The organism is Marinobacter sp. M5B (assembly GCF_042604615.1).
GTDB lineage: Bacteria > Pseudomonadota > Gammaproteobacteria > Pseudomonadales > Oleiphilaceae > Marinobacter > Marinobacter salarius.
Map to the genome: position 1 here is coordinate 780,387 of NZ_CP156894.1, position 15,837 is coordinate 796,223.

12 protein-coding genes are annotated in these 15,837 nt (G+C 60.1%); 5 read left to right on the forward strand and 7 right to left on the reverse strand.

Features of this window, described 5'->3' with window-relative positions; all coding sequences use genetic code 11:
• Positions 1-45: 45 nt before the first annotated feature.
• Together ubiD and AAGD24_RS03495 are read left to right on the forward strand one after the other, a co-directional pair.
• Complete coding sequence (ubiD, locus tag AAGD24_RS03490; RefSeq protein WP_036203027.1) at positions 46-1,533, forward strand: 4-hydroxy-3-polyprenylbenzoate decarboxylase; 1,488 nt, start codon at positions 46-48, stop codon at positions 1,531-1,533.
• Position 1,534: 1 nt separating this feature from the next.
• Positions 1,535-2,539 (forward strand): 2Fe-2S iron-sulfur cluster-binding protein, encoded by a 1,005-nt coding sequence (locus AAGD24_RS03495; RefSeq protein WP_151983149.1) that lies wholly within the window; start codon positions 1,535-1,537, stop codon positions 2,537-2,539.
• A 17-nt stretch (positions 2,540-2,556) separates the two neighbouring features.
• On the opposite strand, the gene AAGD24_RS03500 is transcribed toward AAGD24_RS03495, so the two are convergent.
• The 6 genes from AAGD24_RS03500 to AAGD24_RS03525 form a co-directional block, all read right to left on the reverse strand.
• Positions 2,557-3,795, reverse strand: a complete 1,239-nt coding sequence (locus tag AAGD24_RS03500; RefSeq protein ID WP_036203032.1) for a heme biosynthesis HemY N-terminal domain-containing protein — start codon at positions 3,793-3,795, stop codon at positions 2,557-2,559.
• Positions 3,792-4,910, reverse strand: a complete 1,119-nt coding sequence (locus tag AAGD24_RS03505) for a uroporphyrinogen-III C-methyltransferase (RefSeq protein ID WP_085681698.1) — start codon at positions 4,908-4,910, stop codon at positions 3,792-3,794. The genes AAGD24_RS03500 and AAGD24_RS03505 overlap by 4 nt, the downstream gene beginning before the upstream one ends.
• A 2-nt stretch (positions 4,911-4,912) precedes the next feature.
• On the reverse strand, positions 4,913-5,725 hold the full coding sequence (locus AAGD24_RS03510) for a uroporphyrinogen-III synthase (RefSeq protein ID WP_075195005.1): 813 nt from the start codon (positions 5,723-5,725) through the stop codon (positions 4,913-4,915).
• Positions 5,706-6,647 carry a hydroxymethylbilane synthase gene (gene hemC, locus AAGD24_RS03515; RefSeq protein ID WP_126810665.1) on the reverse strand — a complete coding sequence of 314 codons (942 nt, stop codon included), beginning with the start codon at positions 6,645-6,647 and terminating at the stop codon, positions 5,706-5,708. The genes AAGD24_RS03510 and hemC overlap by 20 nt, the downstream gene beginning before the upstream one ends.
• Before the next feature lie 85 nt (positions 6,648-6,732).
• Entirely contained in the window at positions 6,733-7,488 is a 756-nt protein-coding gene (locus AAGD24_RS03520) for a LytTR family DNA-binding domain-containing protein (protein WP_085681696.1), read from the reverse strand.
• A 6-nt stretch (positions 7,489-7,494) separates the two neighbouring features.
• Complete coding sequence (locus AAGD24_RS03525; protein WP_051946537.1) at positions 7,495-8,589, reverse strand: sensor histidine kinase; 1,095 nt, start codon at positions 8,587-8,589, stop codon at positions 7,495-7,497.
• 131 nt (positions 8,590-8,720) lie between these two features.
• On the opposite strand from AAGD24_RS03525, the gene argH reads away from it, so the two are divergent.
• A complete protein-coding gene (gene argH, locus AAGD24_RS03530; RefSeq protein WP_036203046.1) occupies positions 8,721-10,112 on the forward strand; it encodes an argininosuccinate lyase in 1,392 nt (463 codons plus the stop codon).
• Here argH and AAGD24_RS03535 read toward each other — a convergent pair whose 3' ends face one another.
• On the reverse strand, positions 10,113-12,557 hold the full coding sequence (locus tag AAGD24_RS03535; RefSeq protein ID WP_136634172.1) for an EAL domain-containing protein: 2,445 nt from the start codon (positions 12,555-12,557) through the stop codon (positions 10,113-10,115).
• A gap of 134 nt (positions 12,558-12,691) precedes the next feature.
• On the opposite strand from AAGD24_RS03535, the gene AAGD24_RS03540 reads away from it, so the two are divergent.
• Both AAGD24_RS03540 and AAGD24_RS03545 read left to right on the forward strand, forming a co-directional pair.
• A complete protein-coding gene (locus AAGD24_RS03540) occupies positions 12,692-15,562 on the forward strand; it encodes a class I adenylate cyclase (protein WP_199480619.1) in 2,871 nt (956 codons plus the stop codon).
• 87 nt (positions 15,563-15,649) lie between these two features.
• On the forward strand, positions 15,650-15,829 hold the full coding sequence (locus AAGD24_RS03545; RefSeq protein ID WP_041332617.1) for a lipoprotein: 180 nt from the start codon (positions 15,650-15,652) through the stop codon (positions 15,827-15,829).
• Positions 15,830-15,837: the final 8 nt, after the last annotated feature.

Sequence of the window (15,837 nt, forward strand, 5' to 3'; positions counted from 1 at the left end):
ATAACCAGAATTCGCGTACAATGCCGGAATCAACCGGAGTAGCCGATGAAATACAACGACCTGAGAGACTTCATAGGCCAGCTTGAAAAGTTGGGAGAGCTGAAGCGTATTTCAGTGGAAGTCGATCCCCACCTGGAAATGACCGAGATCTGCGACCGCACGCTGCGGGCAGGTGGCCCCGCGTTGTTGTTCGAGAACCCCAAAGGCTACGACATGCCCGTGCTGGCCAACCTGTTTGGTACGCCGAAACGCGTGGCCATGGGCATGGGGCAAGACAGCGTGACCGCGCTGCGGGACATCGGCAAGCTGCTCGCCTTCCTGAAAGAGCCCGATCCTCCCAAGGGCTTCAAAGACGCCATCGAGAAACTGCCGCTGTTCAGGCAGGTGATGCGTATGAGCCCCAAAGTGCTTCGCTCGGCGCCCTGCCAGGACGTGGTGATCGAAAAGGACCAGGTGGATCTGTACCAGATACCGGTTCAGCACTGCTGGCCCGGGGACGCAGGGCCTTTGGTGACCTGGCCGTTGGTGATAACCCGTGGGCCCCATAAAGAACGCCAGAATCTTGGTATTTACCGGCAACAGGTCATTGGCCGTAACCGGCTGATCATGCGCTGGCTGAGCCATCGTGGAGGTGCGCTGGATTTTCAGGAGTTCCAGAAGGCCAACCCGGGTAAACCCTATCCTGTGGCCGTCGCCCTTGGGGCGGACCCGGCGACCATCCTGGGTGCGGTGACGCCGGTGCCGGATTCGTTATCGGAATACGCCTTTGCTGGCCTGCTTCGCGGCGGAAGAACCGAATTGGTGCAGTGTGGTCTCAGCGATCTGCAGGTGCCGGCCAGTGCCGAGATTGTGCTGGAAGGGTTCATCTATCCGGACGACGTAGCGCCGGAAGGCCCGTTCGGGGACCATACCGGTTATTACAACGAAGTGGATGAATTCCCGGTGTTCACCGTGGAGCGGGTGACGCACCGCAAGGACCCGATTTACCACAGTACCTACACTGGCCGCCCACCCGATGAGCCCGCCATTCTGGGTGTGGCACTGAACGAAGTCTTCATTCCCATCCTGCAGAAGCAGTTCCCCGAGATTGTGGATTTTTACCTGCCTCCCGAGGGGTGCTCCTACCGTCTTGCAGTGGTGACCATGAAGAAACAGTACCCCGGCCATGCCAAACGGGTGATGATGGGAGTATGGTCATTCCTGCGGCAGTTCATGTACACCAAGTTTGTGATCGTTACCGACGACGACGTAAACGCACGGGACTGGAAAGACGTGATCTGGGCCATGACCACTCGCATGGACCCATCCAGGGATACCACGCTGGTTGAGAGCACTCCCATCGACTACCTGGACTTCGCTTCGCCGGTGTCCGGGCTGGGCTCGAAAATGGGGATGGACGCCACCAGCAAGTGGCCGGGCGAAACTGATCGGGAGTGGGGCACGCCCATCACCATGTCCGACGACGTCAAAAGGCGTGTGGACGACATCTGGGACAGCCTGGGGATTGAAGTTTCATCCGATCGCCCCGATTGATATGGCCAGCCGTGAATGTCGTATTCAACTCGTGCCGGCGGTATTGTCCTTTACCGCAGCCGCCGACGAGACGCTGCTTACGGCAGCCGGCAGGGCGGGCATTGCGGTTCCCGCCGCCTGTCGCAATGGCGTGTGCGAGCTCTGTGAGGCTCGCCTGGTCAGTGGCGAGGCCCTGAATACCCGCAATCAACACACAATTCCGGTCACCGGGCGACTGATGATGTGTCGCACCCTGGCGCTCAGTGACCTTGAACTGGAGATAGACGCCGTTATGGCAGCCGGAGACAACCAGCCTCGCAAGTTCCAGGCAAAGGTGGTGGACGTTCGTTCCATCAGCCACGATGTTTACCGTGTGGAACTGCAACTGCCCCGTCGCCGGGAACTGTCGTTTCACGCCGGCCAGTACCTGTCCGTGAATCTGCCGGATACAGACCCCTGTTATTTTTCCATCGCCAGCAGTCCGTCTGAAGAATTGATTGAGCTGCACATTCAGGCGACACCGGAGTGGGTGTCTGCACAGAAAGTGATTGATGCATTGACCTCTGGCGGAGAGGTGACCGTTGAATTACCCCACGGCCGCGCGTGCCTGGCGTCCGCGCCGGACAAACCGCTGTTGCTGGTCGCCGCCGGAACGGGGTTTGCCCAAATGAAGAGCCTGGTGGACTACCTGCAGAACACGTCTTACGACAAGCCTGTGAAGTTCTACTGGGGCGTTCGCCGCCACGAGGATATGTACCTGCGATCCCTGGCCCAGCAGTGGCAGGAAGAATGGCCGCCCTTTACCTTCCTGCCCGTGGTAGGGGATGACGAAGACAACGAGTGGAGTGGCCACCACGACCAGTTGGTGCGAACCGTGCTGGCGTCGGGCATGGACTGGAGCAACGTGGAAGTTCACGCCAGCGGCTCGCCGACGATGGTCTATACCTTGATGGATGCGTTACTGGAGGTGGGGTTGCCGCAGGAAGCATTTTTCTCCGATGTACTGGAATACGCCCCGAGAGGTTGAGACCCGGGGCCAGCCCCTCAGGCCTTGGGCATCGGCAAATCCGGCAACCCACTATCGTTAACCAATCCCTGCATCAACAGCTTCACACTGTTCTCACCCTCGCCCATGTGAGCATTCAGGCGGCTCAGCTCGGCCATGGTTTCACGGCTGCGGCGTAGCCGAAGGCTGGTTTCGAAATACTCCCGCGCCTTGCCCCAGAGCTCGTTGCGCAGGCTCAGACGGCCGAGTGCCAACAGCAGCTCTGCATTGTTGGGACGATCCTTCAGCCACTGCTCCGCTACCAGCAACTGCTCATCCGGCTTCAGGCCTTTTACGCGGCCATAAAGATTGACCAGTTCATCACCCCAGTGATTGCGCAGGACTTTCCTCAGCAGGGTTTCAGCCTGGGCTTCGTCGCCCAGATCGGCAAGCAGCCGGGCATACTCCCGAATGGTGTGTTCGTCACGGCGGAGAAACCCTGGCAGCTCATCCCAAAGTTTGGTGAGAGGCTCAAGGGACGCTGAAGGCTCACCCGAGTGGCGGCGGCACTCCTCTGCGGCACGCTGCAGAAGGTTTTGCCAAACCAGGCGTTCCAGGTCGCCCTGTTCTTCACTCTCCATCAGGTTGCGCTTGCGGATTTCCGGCAACAGGCGGGACAGCTCACGCCAGTCTTCCAGGCGCACATAGGTGTTTTTCAGCAACTTGAGTACAAACGGATGGTGGGGCGCCTGCTTGCGCAGCCGCACCAGGGTTGCCAGGGCCTGCTCCAGTCGGTTACCTGCCAGTTGCAGTTGGGCCTGAGTAATGCCCACGGCCATGTCGGAGCCCGGGGTGCTTTCAAAGGCCTTGCGCAACAGTTCGTCAACGGCCTCGTGATCGCCGGATTCAAACGAGGCCTGGGCCGCTGCCAGGTAGTTGATCAGTGGCGTGTCCGCGTGCTCTGCTGAAGAAGTGAGCAGCTTGCGGGCACGTGGCCAGTTACCCTCCGCCAGGGCCAGCAGCCCCTGAGTGGTTCGGCGCCGGGCCCGGCGTTCATTGCTGCGGGCCAGCCAGCCGGCGACCATGCCGGTGCCATGGCGCAGTCGACGGAACAGATTGATGGTTAGCACGGAGGCTGCCACCAGCAGTACCAGCAACGCCAGACCAATCCAGAAATTGGTTTCAATCAGATAGTTGCCCAGGCTGATGCGGATGTAGCCAAGGTCGTACTGCAACCCCAGCGCAAGCCCGGTGCCCAGCAGTAAGGCGACCAGGATGATCAGCAAAATGCGGATCATGATGCGTCTCCCTGTTCACCGTTGCTGCCATTCTTTTCGGCCTCTCCGTTGTCCAGTCGACCGGCCAGTCGCGCCTTGAGCAGTTCCAGTGAGCGGCTGATGTCTGGCAGTTCCGGGTCAACGTTCTTTTGTGAGAGTTCCTCCAGGGTCTGCGAGAGCGCGATGATGCGGGTGTTGCTGCTGTCGTACCAATTATTGATGGCATTGCTGGCTTTGGTCAGGGAGCGTGAGTAGAGCTGTTGATGACCGCGAAGTACGGCCAGCTCGGCTTCTTCCAGCATCAACTGCAGATTGAGCCGTGCATAGGCGCTTTGCTCCGGAGACAGCAGGGGTTTGACCGGCTCATCGAGCCTGCGGACCACAACCACCTGAGACAGGGTTTGCTTGACCTTGTGCCATCCCTCGGCAACCAGGCCCTGCCCGGAAGCATCGGCTTCCGGGTTCTCGCCGCTACTGACAAATCCTGGGGCGCGATCATGAATCAGTGCACTGTCTGTCAGTTGGTGGATGCTGTCGATGGCCGCTTCCAGTTTCAGGTAGAGCCCGGTGCGGTCGACATCGACAATGCCCTTGAGCGCCAGGATTTCCTTGGCCAGTTGCTGGCGAACCGGGTAAACGCCGATATCGTCTGATTCCGCCAGAACTTCATCACCGGATTCCAGTGCCGCCAAGGCCCCGCGAATGTCCTTTTCGATCATGAGCCTCTGGTTGGCCACCCTCAGCAGATATTCCGCCTCGGCCAGCAGCCAGTCAGTACGAGTGCGGTTTCCGGCCTCCAGCAGTTCACGGGCGTTGTGGTCGATCTGCCGTTGCTGGGTCGCGATCAGTTCACGCTGTTCAGACAGCTTGTCTTCCAGCGCCTGCAGGCGACGGCTCTGCTCGCTGCCGGTCTGGCCGTACATCCGGTCCAGTTGCTCGGTGTCACTCTCCAGATCGGTGATGGACTGTTGCAGTGCCTGGTAGTTGTTCCATTGCTGCCAGCTCCAAAGAGCCAGGGCAACGGCCAGGGCGAGCGCCAGTAGTGTAATGATCCAGAGGGGCCACAGTTTTTGCCGTGTTTGCTGATGCTTTTCGATCGGGGCAGGCAGTTGTGCGTTTGATTCTGTCACGGGCATCCTTACTTGGTGTTTCCGGAGCCTCCGTCCAGGCTGGCAAGTTGTTCTGCAACTGCAGCCACAATCGAGCTATCGGCAAGGCTTCCTGGTATACACGTTCGCCGGAGGCCGGCCAGACGTGCTTGTTCGGCAATCCGCTCAACGGGGACAACCAGTAAAGTGTTTTCAAGATTATGGCCGGTATTGTCACTGAGTGCGATGAGATTGTTCAATGTTTCTCCCGACAGTGTGACGATGGCCTCGGGGGAAAAGTCGTTCAGCATCGCGTTCAGCGTCGCTTTATCATAGTCGGGACAGAAGCGACGATAAAGGGGCAGCACGGTGACTCGCGCGCCTCTGCGTTCCAGGGTTTGCGGGATCAGTTCCCGGCCTTCCTGTCCGCGCACCACCAGAACCTTTTCGTGCTCCAGTGTGGCCAGCTCCGGCAACTGTAGCAAATCTTCGCTGGTGTGGCCGGTTTCCGGTTGCCGCGTTTCCAGGCCATAGTTGCTCAGCACCGTGGCGGTTCCTGCCCCGACGCCGTACCAGTGGATGTCGGTGGGTGTCTGGGGCCACCACTCGTCCAGCCAGTCGAGCAGCAAGGCGGCGGCATAGGGGCTGACGGCAATGACGTGGGCGAACTCGTCCAAGTTGAGGATCAGCGTGCGGGTTGCGGGGTCTTCCGGGAGCGGCTCGCGGGCGATAAGCGGCATGACCCGCGCATCGGCGCCGGCATCGCAAAAGCGCGAGGCCAGCCGGTCGGCTTCCGGTTGTGGCCGGCAGATGAGTATCCGCCGGCCCTCAAGGGGTAGCGAATCAGGTTGGGGTGTGGCCATAGATGTCAGCCAGTACCTTGTCTGCACCCAGTGCGAGTAGGTCTTCCGCCAGTTCGCGTCCAAGGCGCTCGCCTTCGCTGCGGGGCGCGCGGCCTTCAACGCGGAATACCTGGGTGCCGTCGACGGCGCCCACGAGTCCCCGAAGCCAGAGCATGTCATCGTCTTCCAGCAACGCGTAGGCCGCGATGGGTACCTGGCAGCCGCCCTGCAATCGCCGGTTCAGGGCCCGTTCCGCTTTCACTCGGTCCGAGCTGTCGCGATGATCCAGGGGCTCCAGCATGGCGATCAGTTCGGCATCATCGAGGCGGCATTCGATGCCAAGCGCACCCTGGCCCACGGCAGGCAGGGATATACTGTCTGGCAGGCAGTAGCGGATACGGTCATGGAAACCGAGGCGTTTGAGCCCGGAGCTGGCCAGGACGATGGCCTGGTAATCGCCGGCATCCAGCTTTGCCAGGCGGGTGTTGACGTTGCCACGCAAGGTGCGGATTTCCAGGTCGGGCCGGTAGGCACGCAACTGGGCTTCCCGGCGCAGGCTGGCAGTGCCGACTACGGCGCCGTGGGGCAGGGCGTCCACGTTATCGTAGTCATTGCTGACGAACGCATCGGTGGGGTCTTCCCGCTCACAGATGGCCACCAGCCCCAGCCCTTCCGGAAACTCCATCGGCACATCTTTCATGGAGTGCACCGCCAGGTCGGCACTGCCTGCCAGCATGGCCTCTTCCAGTTCCTTGACGAACAGACCCTTGCCGCCAATCTTGGCCAGCGGCACATCCAGGATCTTGTCGCCCTGGGTTTTGATCTTGACCAGTTCCACGATCACGTTGTCGTGGAGCCGCTCGAGTTCAGACTTGATAAATTCCGCCTGCCACAACGCCAGTGCGCTGCTGCGGGTTGCAATGCGAAGGGTTCGTTTTGACATGGTGTACGTTGCCGGATCTGAAAAATGGTACGCCAAGGGTACTCTTTGTGAGGCAAATTGTGGAGCCGAATGTTGTGCGCCCAGGCTACCCGGGGCGATGCTCCTTTAGCCATTGCCGTACAGAGGCGGCGTGTCTCCGGCTCACGGGCAGTTGCCCGTGCTGGTCTGTCAGATCAATCAGGTTCTGGCCATCCCGTTGTTTCAGCAGCGCTCGGATATAGCGCACGCCTACCAGGGTGTGTCGGTGAATTCGCAGCAGGTATTGCGAGTAGGTGCTTTCCAGTTCTTTCAGGGTGTAATCGGTGACGGTTTCGCCGCGCAGGTGATGGATGGTGACGTATTTCTGATCGGCTTCGCAGTACAGAATGCCCTGGATGTCGATCAGTTCAGTCCCGCGGTGGGTGCGGATGGCCAGCTGTTCATCCGTACCCGATTGCTTTTCAGTCAGCGCCTGCAATTGCACCCGGTTGACTCGGCCAGCCCGATTGAGGGCGTCAGCCAGCGCTTCACGACGTACCGGTTTGAGCAGGTAGGCCACCGCGTGTACATCGAACGCCTGGATGGCGTAATGATCATAAGCGGTGCAGAAGATGATGGCCGGAGGGGCCTCCAACGAAGCCATCCGTCGGGCGGCTTCCATGCCATCGGTACCCGGCATGCGGATATCGAGCAGCAGGATGTCCGGCGCCAGGCGCGCGGTTTTCTCCAGTGCTTCGTCGCCGTCGCCAGCCTCGTCACAGACATTGTAGCCAGGCAACGCCTCCACCAGTCGGCGTATCCGCTCCCTGGCGAGAGGTTCGTCGTCGGCAATCAGTACGCTGCGGTGATTGTTGTCGCCCATGCTTGCCTACTTGCTCCCTGTTGCCGGTTTTCCGTTGCCACTCGCTGTCTGCCATGGCAGCCGGAGAGTGACAGTATAGATATCATTCTGGTGGCTGTGTTTCAGCACGGCGGGCTCACCGAACAGAGCGTGCAGGCGGGACTGAATGTTGGCCAGCGCCATTCGGTTGCCTTCGTGGCTACCCTGGTCAGAATCCGGGCGCGGGTTCTGCACCATCAGGTAGACCGAGGGGCCCTTGCGGTAGGCCTCAACCTTTACGGTACCTCCGTTCGGACGGGGCTGAATGCCATGATAAATGGCGTTTTCGACCAGTGGCTGGAGGGTCAGGGGAGGGATGGCCTGTTGTTCCAGTCCATCTTCGATATGCCATTCCAGTGTCAGCCGGTCTTCAAGACGAAGCTTTTCAATGGCCAGGTAGCGTTTGCACAGGTCCAGTTCGGCGCTCAGAGGAATCAGGCGGTCACCGGTGCGCAGGCTGGCGCGGAACAGTTCGGACAGATCCAGCACGGCGTCTTCGGCCCGTTCCGGGTTAACGACAATCAGGCTGGCAATGGTGTTCATGCTGTTGAACAGGAAGTGTGGATGGATTCGTGCCTGCAGGGCGGTCAGCCGGGCCTGCATTTCTGACTCCCGCTGTTGTTGCCACTGGAACTGCAGGTAGAAGTATCGCAGCACCATCAGTGTGATCAACAGCGCCAGCAGCAGTTTCTTGGCCACGCCCTGCCAGGCTTCGAGGCCGGGTTGCGGGTGTAGCACGCTGTCTGCGAAGAGGCTGAAGGCCAGCACATCCAGCATCACGATGGTAACAATCACCGTTGTGGCACGGGTAACCGTCAGCCGTGAGAGCCAGCGCCGCATGGGGCAGATCAGGGCGGCGCTGGTCAGCACCGTCCATTGCACGAACAGGGACAGCAGGCCGAAGTAGTTCCAGTCAATCCAGTGGCTTTCGGCCTGAACGATGGACAGCACCAGCACCAGCAGTTCACTGGTGACCACCAGCAGGAAAACGGCCCTGACCCGGCACAGGTCCGGCACATAGAAATCGGCGTCGCTGTCCGCGACTGCCTGGGCTGGGCGTTCCCTGTTGTGTCTTGCGGCCATTGGACCTGTTCCTGATTCCTGTTCCTGATTAGGGGAGGGCAACTGGGCGCCGCGGAATGCTATAATCCTGCGATATTCCATTTACCCATTCCCGCAGAATGATGCCGGGCTGTCAGCAGGAAAGATAGACCATGACGGATCAGAACAAGAGCGCCGAGAAACCCTGGGGCGGTCGTTTCACCGAACCCACCGATGCCTTTGTGGAGCGTTTCACCGCTTCCGTGGGCTTTGATCAGCGCCTATACCATCACGATATTACCGGGTCCATTGCCCATGCCACCATGCTGGCGGAAGTGGGTGTGCTGACTGTGGAAGAGCGTGACACTATTATTGACGGCCTGAAAGCCGTCAAGGCGGACATTGAGGCCGGCACCTTTGAGTGGTCGGTCAGTCTGGAAGACGTGCACATGAACATTGAAGCGCGACTGACGGATCGGATTGGCATCACGGGCAAGAAGTTGCACACCGGTCGCAGCCGCAACGATCAGGTGGCCACAGATATTCGCCTCTACCTGCGCGACGAAATCGACGTCATCGCCGAAGAGCTTCGGCGCCTGCAAGCCGGCCTGCTGGATCTGGCCGAGCGCGAAGCCGAGACTATCATGCCGGGATTTACCCACCTGCAGACCGCTCAGCCGGTTACCTTCGGTCATCACCTGTTGGCCTGGTACGAAATGCTGGTGCGGGATGCCGAGCGCCTGCAGGACTGCCGCAAGCGTGTGAATGTGATGCCCTTGGGTGCTGCGGCGCTGGCGGGCACAACCTATCCGATTGATCGCGGCATCACTGCAAAATTGCTGGGCTTTGATCGGGCCAGTGAGAATTCCCTGGATTCCGTGAGTGACCGGGATTTTGCCATCGAATTTTGCAGCTTTGCCGCCCTGTTGATGACCCACCTGTCGCGCTTCAGCGAAGAACTGGTGTTGTGGACCTCTGCCCAGTTTGATTTCATCGACCTGCCGGACCGTTTCTGCACCGGGTCGTCGATCATGCCCCAGAAGAAAAATCCGGACGTGCCCGAACTGGTACGTGGCAAGACCGGCCGGGTGAACGGCCACCTGATCAGTTTGCTGACCCTGATGAAGAGCCAGCCGCTGGCCTATAACAAGGACAATCAGGAGGACAAGGAGCCGTTGTTCGATACCGTGGACACCGTGAAAGGCTGCCTCAAGGCTTACGCGGATATGATCCCGGCCATCGAAGCGCGGGCCGACAACATGCGCGTGGCGGCCAAGCGGGGATTCTCCACCGCAACTGATCTGGCGGACTATCTGGTCAAGAAGGGCGTGGCTTTCCGCGATGCCCATGAAATTGTGGGCAAAGCGGTTGCGTTTGGCGTTGCCGAAGGGCGTGACCTCTCGGAGATGACCACGGAAGAACTCACCCGCTTCTCCGACGTCATCGGCGAAGACGTGTTCGATGTGCTGACGCTGGAAGGCTCCGTGCAGGCGCGTGATCACCTTGGCGGCACTGCGCCGAAGCAGGTGCGCGCTGCAGTCGCACGCGCGCGCCAGGCACTCTAGCTAGCCGCCGATCTTCCCCGTGGTCAGGGTAACCTCCACCGGTTTCAGCTCCTCCAGTGGGCGTGGCCGGTAGAGGCGGAAGCCCTGGCCGTAGTGAATTCCAAGGGTTCGTACCTTTCGGAGGGTGTCGTCGTTCTCAATGAAGGTGGCGACCGTCACCTTGCCCGAGGCTTCCGCTATTTTATGAAGCGCCTCTACCATTACCTGCTGCACTGGATCGTCGTTCAGGTGCTGCATGATCTTGTGGTCCAGCTTGATGATGTCCACCGGCAGCTTTGCCGCCAGGCCATAACTTTCCACCGACGCTCCCGCACCATCCAGCGCTACCCGGCAGCCAATGCGGTGCAGGCTGTCGCACAGCACCGCGACATCGTCCGGGTATTGGGTGGCGTGGGCTTCCCTTATCTCCAGGCAGAAGCATTCCGGGGCAAAGGGTGATCCTTTCAGTGCGGCTTCCATAAAGTCCGCAAACGAGTCATCCAGTACGCTCGCCAGGGACAGGTTGAAGCCGCAGTACTTGAGGCGCGGCTCCAGCAGACGGTGCTGTTCGAGCCAGGCCAGGGTCTGACGGATCACCTGGCGATCCAGGCGCTTGGCCAGGTCAAATCGTTCGGCAACGGGCAGGAAAGCGTCCGGGGTCAGGGGAGGGCTGTCAGGCGTCTCACCGGGAATCCGGGTCAGTATTTCGATGTGGTCGCCCCACGTAACGCTGGCCACGGGGCGCAGCGATTGGTATTCAAGCTTCAGGTAGCCGCTGTCGAGTGCCTGCTGGATTTGTGCCAGCACCTCGTTGGCCGTGCCCTCGTCCAGCGACAGGGACATGGCCCGGGCGGCATGAATCCGGTTGCGACCGGACGTTTTTGCGGTGTGGCACAGGTCAGCCGCCTGGGTCAGCAGTTGTTCGGAATCGGTGGGCGCGTCGTCGTCCAGAAACAGCAGGCCGCCACTGGCCGTTGTCTGTAACTGCTTGTCCTGCCAGTGGAACACGAAGCCGCCGATCAGCTCGAGAATGCTGTCGGCAATCTTGCGGGCGCGCGCTTCGGGGCAGTTTTCGATCAGCAGGGCGAAGGTGTCGCCGGCCAGTCGTGCCAGCGCATCCCGCTGTCGGATCTTGACCCCGAGATTGCCGGCCAGCTCACGCAGGTAACGGTCGCAGGTGCCGCTGCCGGCGATGTCGTTGAAGTGGTCAAACCCATCCAGGTCGAGATAGAGCAGGCTGTCACTGCTCTCCCGCCGTGGCTTCTGCTCCAGTGTTCGTTGCAGGCGGCCCAGGAAGGCTTTGCGGTTCATCAGGCCGGTGACCGGATCATGCTGGACGCGGTATTCGCTGCTGGAGGAATTCTGCAGGCGGTCGCTGATGTCCCGGGCCACATGAACGGCGCCAATCACGTCGCCCTGGTCATTAGTCAGGCGTTGATAGTGGATCTCGTACAGGGGCAGCTCCCGGTGCTGCTGCGCCATGGGCATTTCCACCACGAAGCTGTCGCGTTCGAAGGCGCGGTGCCAGAGTCGCTCGATAAGCCGTCGTTCGTTGGGGAAGCCCTGCAATACGGCGCTCAGGTTGCTTCCGGATTCCGGCCGGAGGCCGAAGGTAATCTCGAACTGGCGACTGAAGGCGCGGTTGAAATGCAACAGGTTTAGCTGGCGATCAACGGCGACCACCAGGTCGTTGGTGGCGTTGATCGTGGCGCCAAGCATTTGCTCCGCCTGCTGGCGGGCGAGGGTGTGATTGCGCTCAGGCGTGTGGTCAACCAGCGTTCCGCCCAGTCGCTGTATCCGTTCGCCGGCTTTCAGGGCCCGGCCCGTCAACGTCACTTGGCGAACGTTCTGTCGCGCGGTTATCAGATCCAGCGTCAGGGAGAAGGGCTGCCCGGTGCGGATGCAGCGACGGAACAGGGCGCGTATCCTGCCCTGGCTGGACTGGCAGTAGAAAAGTGCCTGTTCGGGCGTGATTTCGCTACCGGGTCTTAATTCCAGCAAATGATACATGCCGTCCGTCCAGATCAGCTCATTGCTGTGGAGGTCCAGCTCCCAGATGCCAACGCCGGCCGAAGTTTCAGTCAGCCGAATCAGGCGGTGGTCGATGGGGGAATGGTCCCGCTGGCTTATAAATGCGCTGGCGGCCTGGTCGGAATCGCGAATGTCCATGCGCAGGCTGAGACCCGCTGTGAAGAAAAAGCCTTCTTTGTGGCGGAAGGTGATCAGTATCGACTCGCCATTATCAATTCGGTGGCGATGGGCCGGTGCAAAGGGATCGTCCTGGCGTGCGGCCAGGATGCACTGAACCTTGCGACCCTCCAGTTCGCTGGCGTCGTAGCCCAACACTGCCTCGGCGTGATGATCAGCGAACAGGATCACGCCGTCGTCGTTGATGCGGATCAGGGTTCGACGTTCGGCACCCTGGGGGGTGTCGGAACGGTCTCGACGGATAAAGAATTCTTTCACGACGGAAAAGCCTCAGCCAGGTTGTGGCAGGAGCGTGCTAATGTTCTCCCGCTTTTATTTTTTTGCCGATTTTGCCACGATTCGGTCATCATACTGATAATGGTATCGGAAAGAACCTCTCCCGCGGAGTCGCCTTGACCATCCAAACCGCTCCTATTGCCCTGGACTTTGATGAGGGTATAGACCGAAAAACGCTGCGCCGGCTGCGGGACCGGTTCATGGCTGTCAACCGGGAGCGCTGGGATCGTGCCCATTCGGCCCTGACCTATCGGCAACAGGCTGTCCTTGAAGTGTTGCCACTGGTGTTCCATCTTAATCACCCGGCTTTGCCCGGCTATCTCGACAGCGACTGCCCTTACGGACTGAGCCACTATCGGCCCCCTGAGTCCACGCTGAACGCTGCCCGGCGCCTGGCAAGAACCTTTTCACTCAAGGACGAGGGGCGCAGAAAACCAGACCTGGAAGCCCTCTTCCTGATGGGCAGCCCCGGGACCCTGGGCCATTCGGTGGCCAGTGATCTGGATATCTGGCTGTGTCATCGCCCGGATCTCTCGGAGCGGGGCGTGCGTTGCCTGGAACGTAAGGCTCAAAGTCTGTCCATCTGGGCCGAAAGCCTGGGGGTTGAGCTTCATGTGTTTGTGTTTTCCGCCGCTGACTGGCGTGCCGGAAGGCAGCGAGCGGAAGTGACCGGGGAAAACTGCGGCAGTTCACAGCATTATTTGCTGCTGGACGAATTCTACCGCACGAGCATTCATCTTGGCGGCCGTTATCCATTGTGGTGGCTGGTCCCCGTGGAGGATGAGCGACGCTATGACGAGTGCGCCCGGCAGCTGATTGACTGCCGTTTTATCCGGGGTGATGAGTACATTGATTTCGGCCCCGTGTCCTCGATACCGCAGGAAGAGTTTCTGGGGGCTGGAGTCTGGCAGTTGTACAAAGGCATCGACATGCCCTGGAAGTCGATCCTCAAGCTGCTGCTGATCGAGTGTTATGCCCGTAGTAATGAGAGCCAAGAGAGCGATGAGAAACCACTGCTGTCCCGGGTCTTCAAGGCGGCGGTGTATTCCGGTGAAACCAACCCTGACCGGCTCGATCCCTACGTACTGCTTTACGAACGCCTTGAGCAGTGGCTGCTTGAAGAAGATGCCCCCCAACGCCTGGTCCTGGTGCGTCAGAGCCTTTATCTCAAGGCAGGCCTGCCGCTTACCCGTTCGGCACAGACCCTCTCAGGCTGGAGAGCCAGGCTGTTGCAGGCCCTGGTGGACTCCTGGGGCTGGTCGGCTGCTGAGTTGAAAAACCTGGACAACCGGATCCGCTGGCGCGCAGAGGACGTGGTCACCCTTCGGCGGGCCGTGGTGGCCGAGTTGACCCACAGCTACCGGCTGTTGTCTCGGCTGGCTCGGGATCATGGCACCCGTGCGGCCATCACCAGCAATGACATGAACCTGCTGGGGCGTAAGTTGTATGCGGCGTTTCAGCGTAAGGCCGGGAAGGTAGAGCAGATCAACCCCGGGCTAGCCCCCTCCCTGGCAGAAGAGAATCTTGCGTTCCATCACCAGTCGGAACAGGGTGGTTCGGCTGGTCACGACGGCTGGTTGCTATACCGTGATCTTGAGGACCCGTCAGATGCGCTCTGGCAACCGGTCATACGCCGTTCGGGCAATCTCAGTGAACTGTTGGTGTGGGGCTATTACAACGGCTTGCTGACCCGGGCCACACGGTTGAATGTGCGAGCCGGCAGCAGCATTGCCTCGGTGGCAGAACTGCGGGAAATGCTGGATGCACTTGGTGCGTTCCTGCCATTCCCGGTGGAGCCGGCTGGCCGGGAGGCGCTTTCCCGGGGTGTGCACCCGCTGCGCAACCTGCTGTTTGTCAATGTCGGGGTCGACCCTCAGGCCTATCTGACCGAGCGGGGCTTGCACAAGCTTAGCGCCCGTCACGATTCACTGGGCTTCAGCGGTGGACGGGAAAACCTTGTGAATACCATTGACCAGGTCACCTTCAATAGCTGGCACGAGGTGAGTTTGCAGCACTACGCTGCCGGAGACACGCTGGTGCAGTGCCTCAAAAACGTGCTGGCATCAGTCGCCAACGCTCCGGACCGGTTGCCGGATATCATGGTTCATAGCCACAGCACAGGCCACGGAGCCGCCATAGCCCGGCGCGTACGCGAGCTGTTCATGGACGTGATGCGTTATTTCTTCGCCGGCGGTGTTGGCCCTCATCCCCTGCGTTACGTCATCGAGATGGATCGGCGATACTTCCTGCTTCAATTCAGTGGCGCTGAGCCCGGATTCGTGGCCCTGGACAGCAACGAAGCACTGATGGCGTATCTGTCCAAACCGCAGGAATCCTACGTGCCAGTGGTGTTTGACCAATACGCCTTGCTGGATGACCTGCCATTACGCGCCGTGTGCCATGCCAGCGAGCCGGATAACATTCAGGTGTTCTACCGGGTCACAGGAGAGACCGCGAAGGTGTGGGTCGTGGATGAACTGGGATCGGTGTTCTGCTGGCAGCAGGGTTACACCAATCGTCGCTTCCTGCTGGTGCCCTTGCTGCGATTCCTGGAGAACCTGATTGAACGCCGGCAGTTGCGACAACTGGACGCCGTGACCGATGTTGCAGGTGTCCAGTGCTATGAGATGGTGCTTCGCGACAGTCAGTGGCGTGCGGAGAGGCGGCCGGACGCCGACAGCAACGTGCGCCTGCCCGGGCTGGATGTACAGGCTATCGGTATTCAGGAGGGTGACTCTCAGGTGCGTTTCGATATTTTCTGTGGCGACCAGGAATTTACCGTCCAGGAGTATGGAGACCAGCTGATACCCGCGGTGGCCCACTATATTCGTTCGCTCCGCCAAAGTGACGAGCGCTACCCGGTCTACCTGACGGATGTTCACCTACCCCATGACCTGGATCCACAGATATACCAGCAGCATATCCAGACCATCCAGTATCTCTACTACCGTACCGAGTTGGAAGATTTGCTGAACCGGCATCTGTAGTATCCGGAATCGTGGGTGGTAGCATCTCGCCGGGCGCGGCCTCACTCAGGTATACTGCGTGCATACAGACAACGGGGGCAGCTACCCATGAAGCCAGGACAGACACTTACGTTCCTGCTGGTGATGGTCGTGTTTCTGGTTGGGTGTGGCCAGAAGGGGCCGTTGTATCGTCAGGCACCTGCCAGTGACGATGCCGCAACCGAGCAGGCCGCACCCAGTCAGAAATCCAGCGAACACGACAGCAGCGAACCGGCTGAAGACCACTAGGTTCGGCA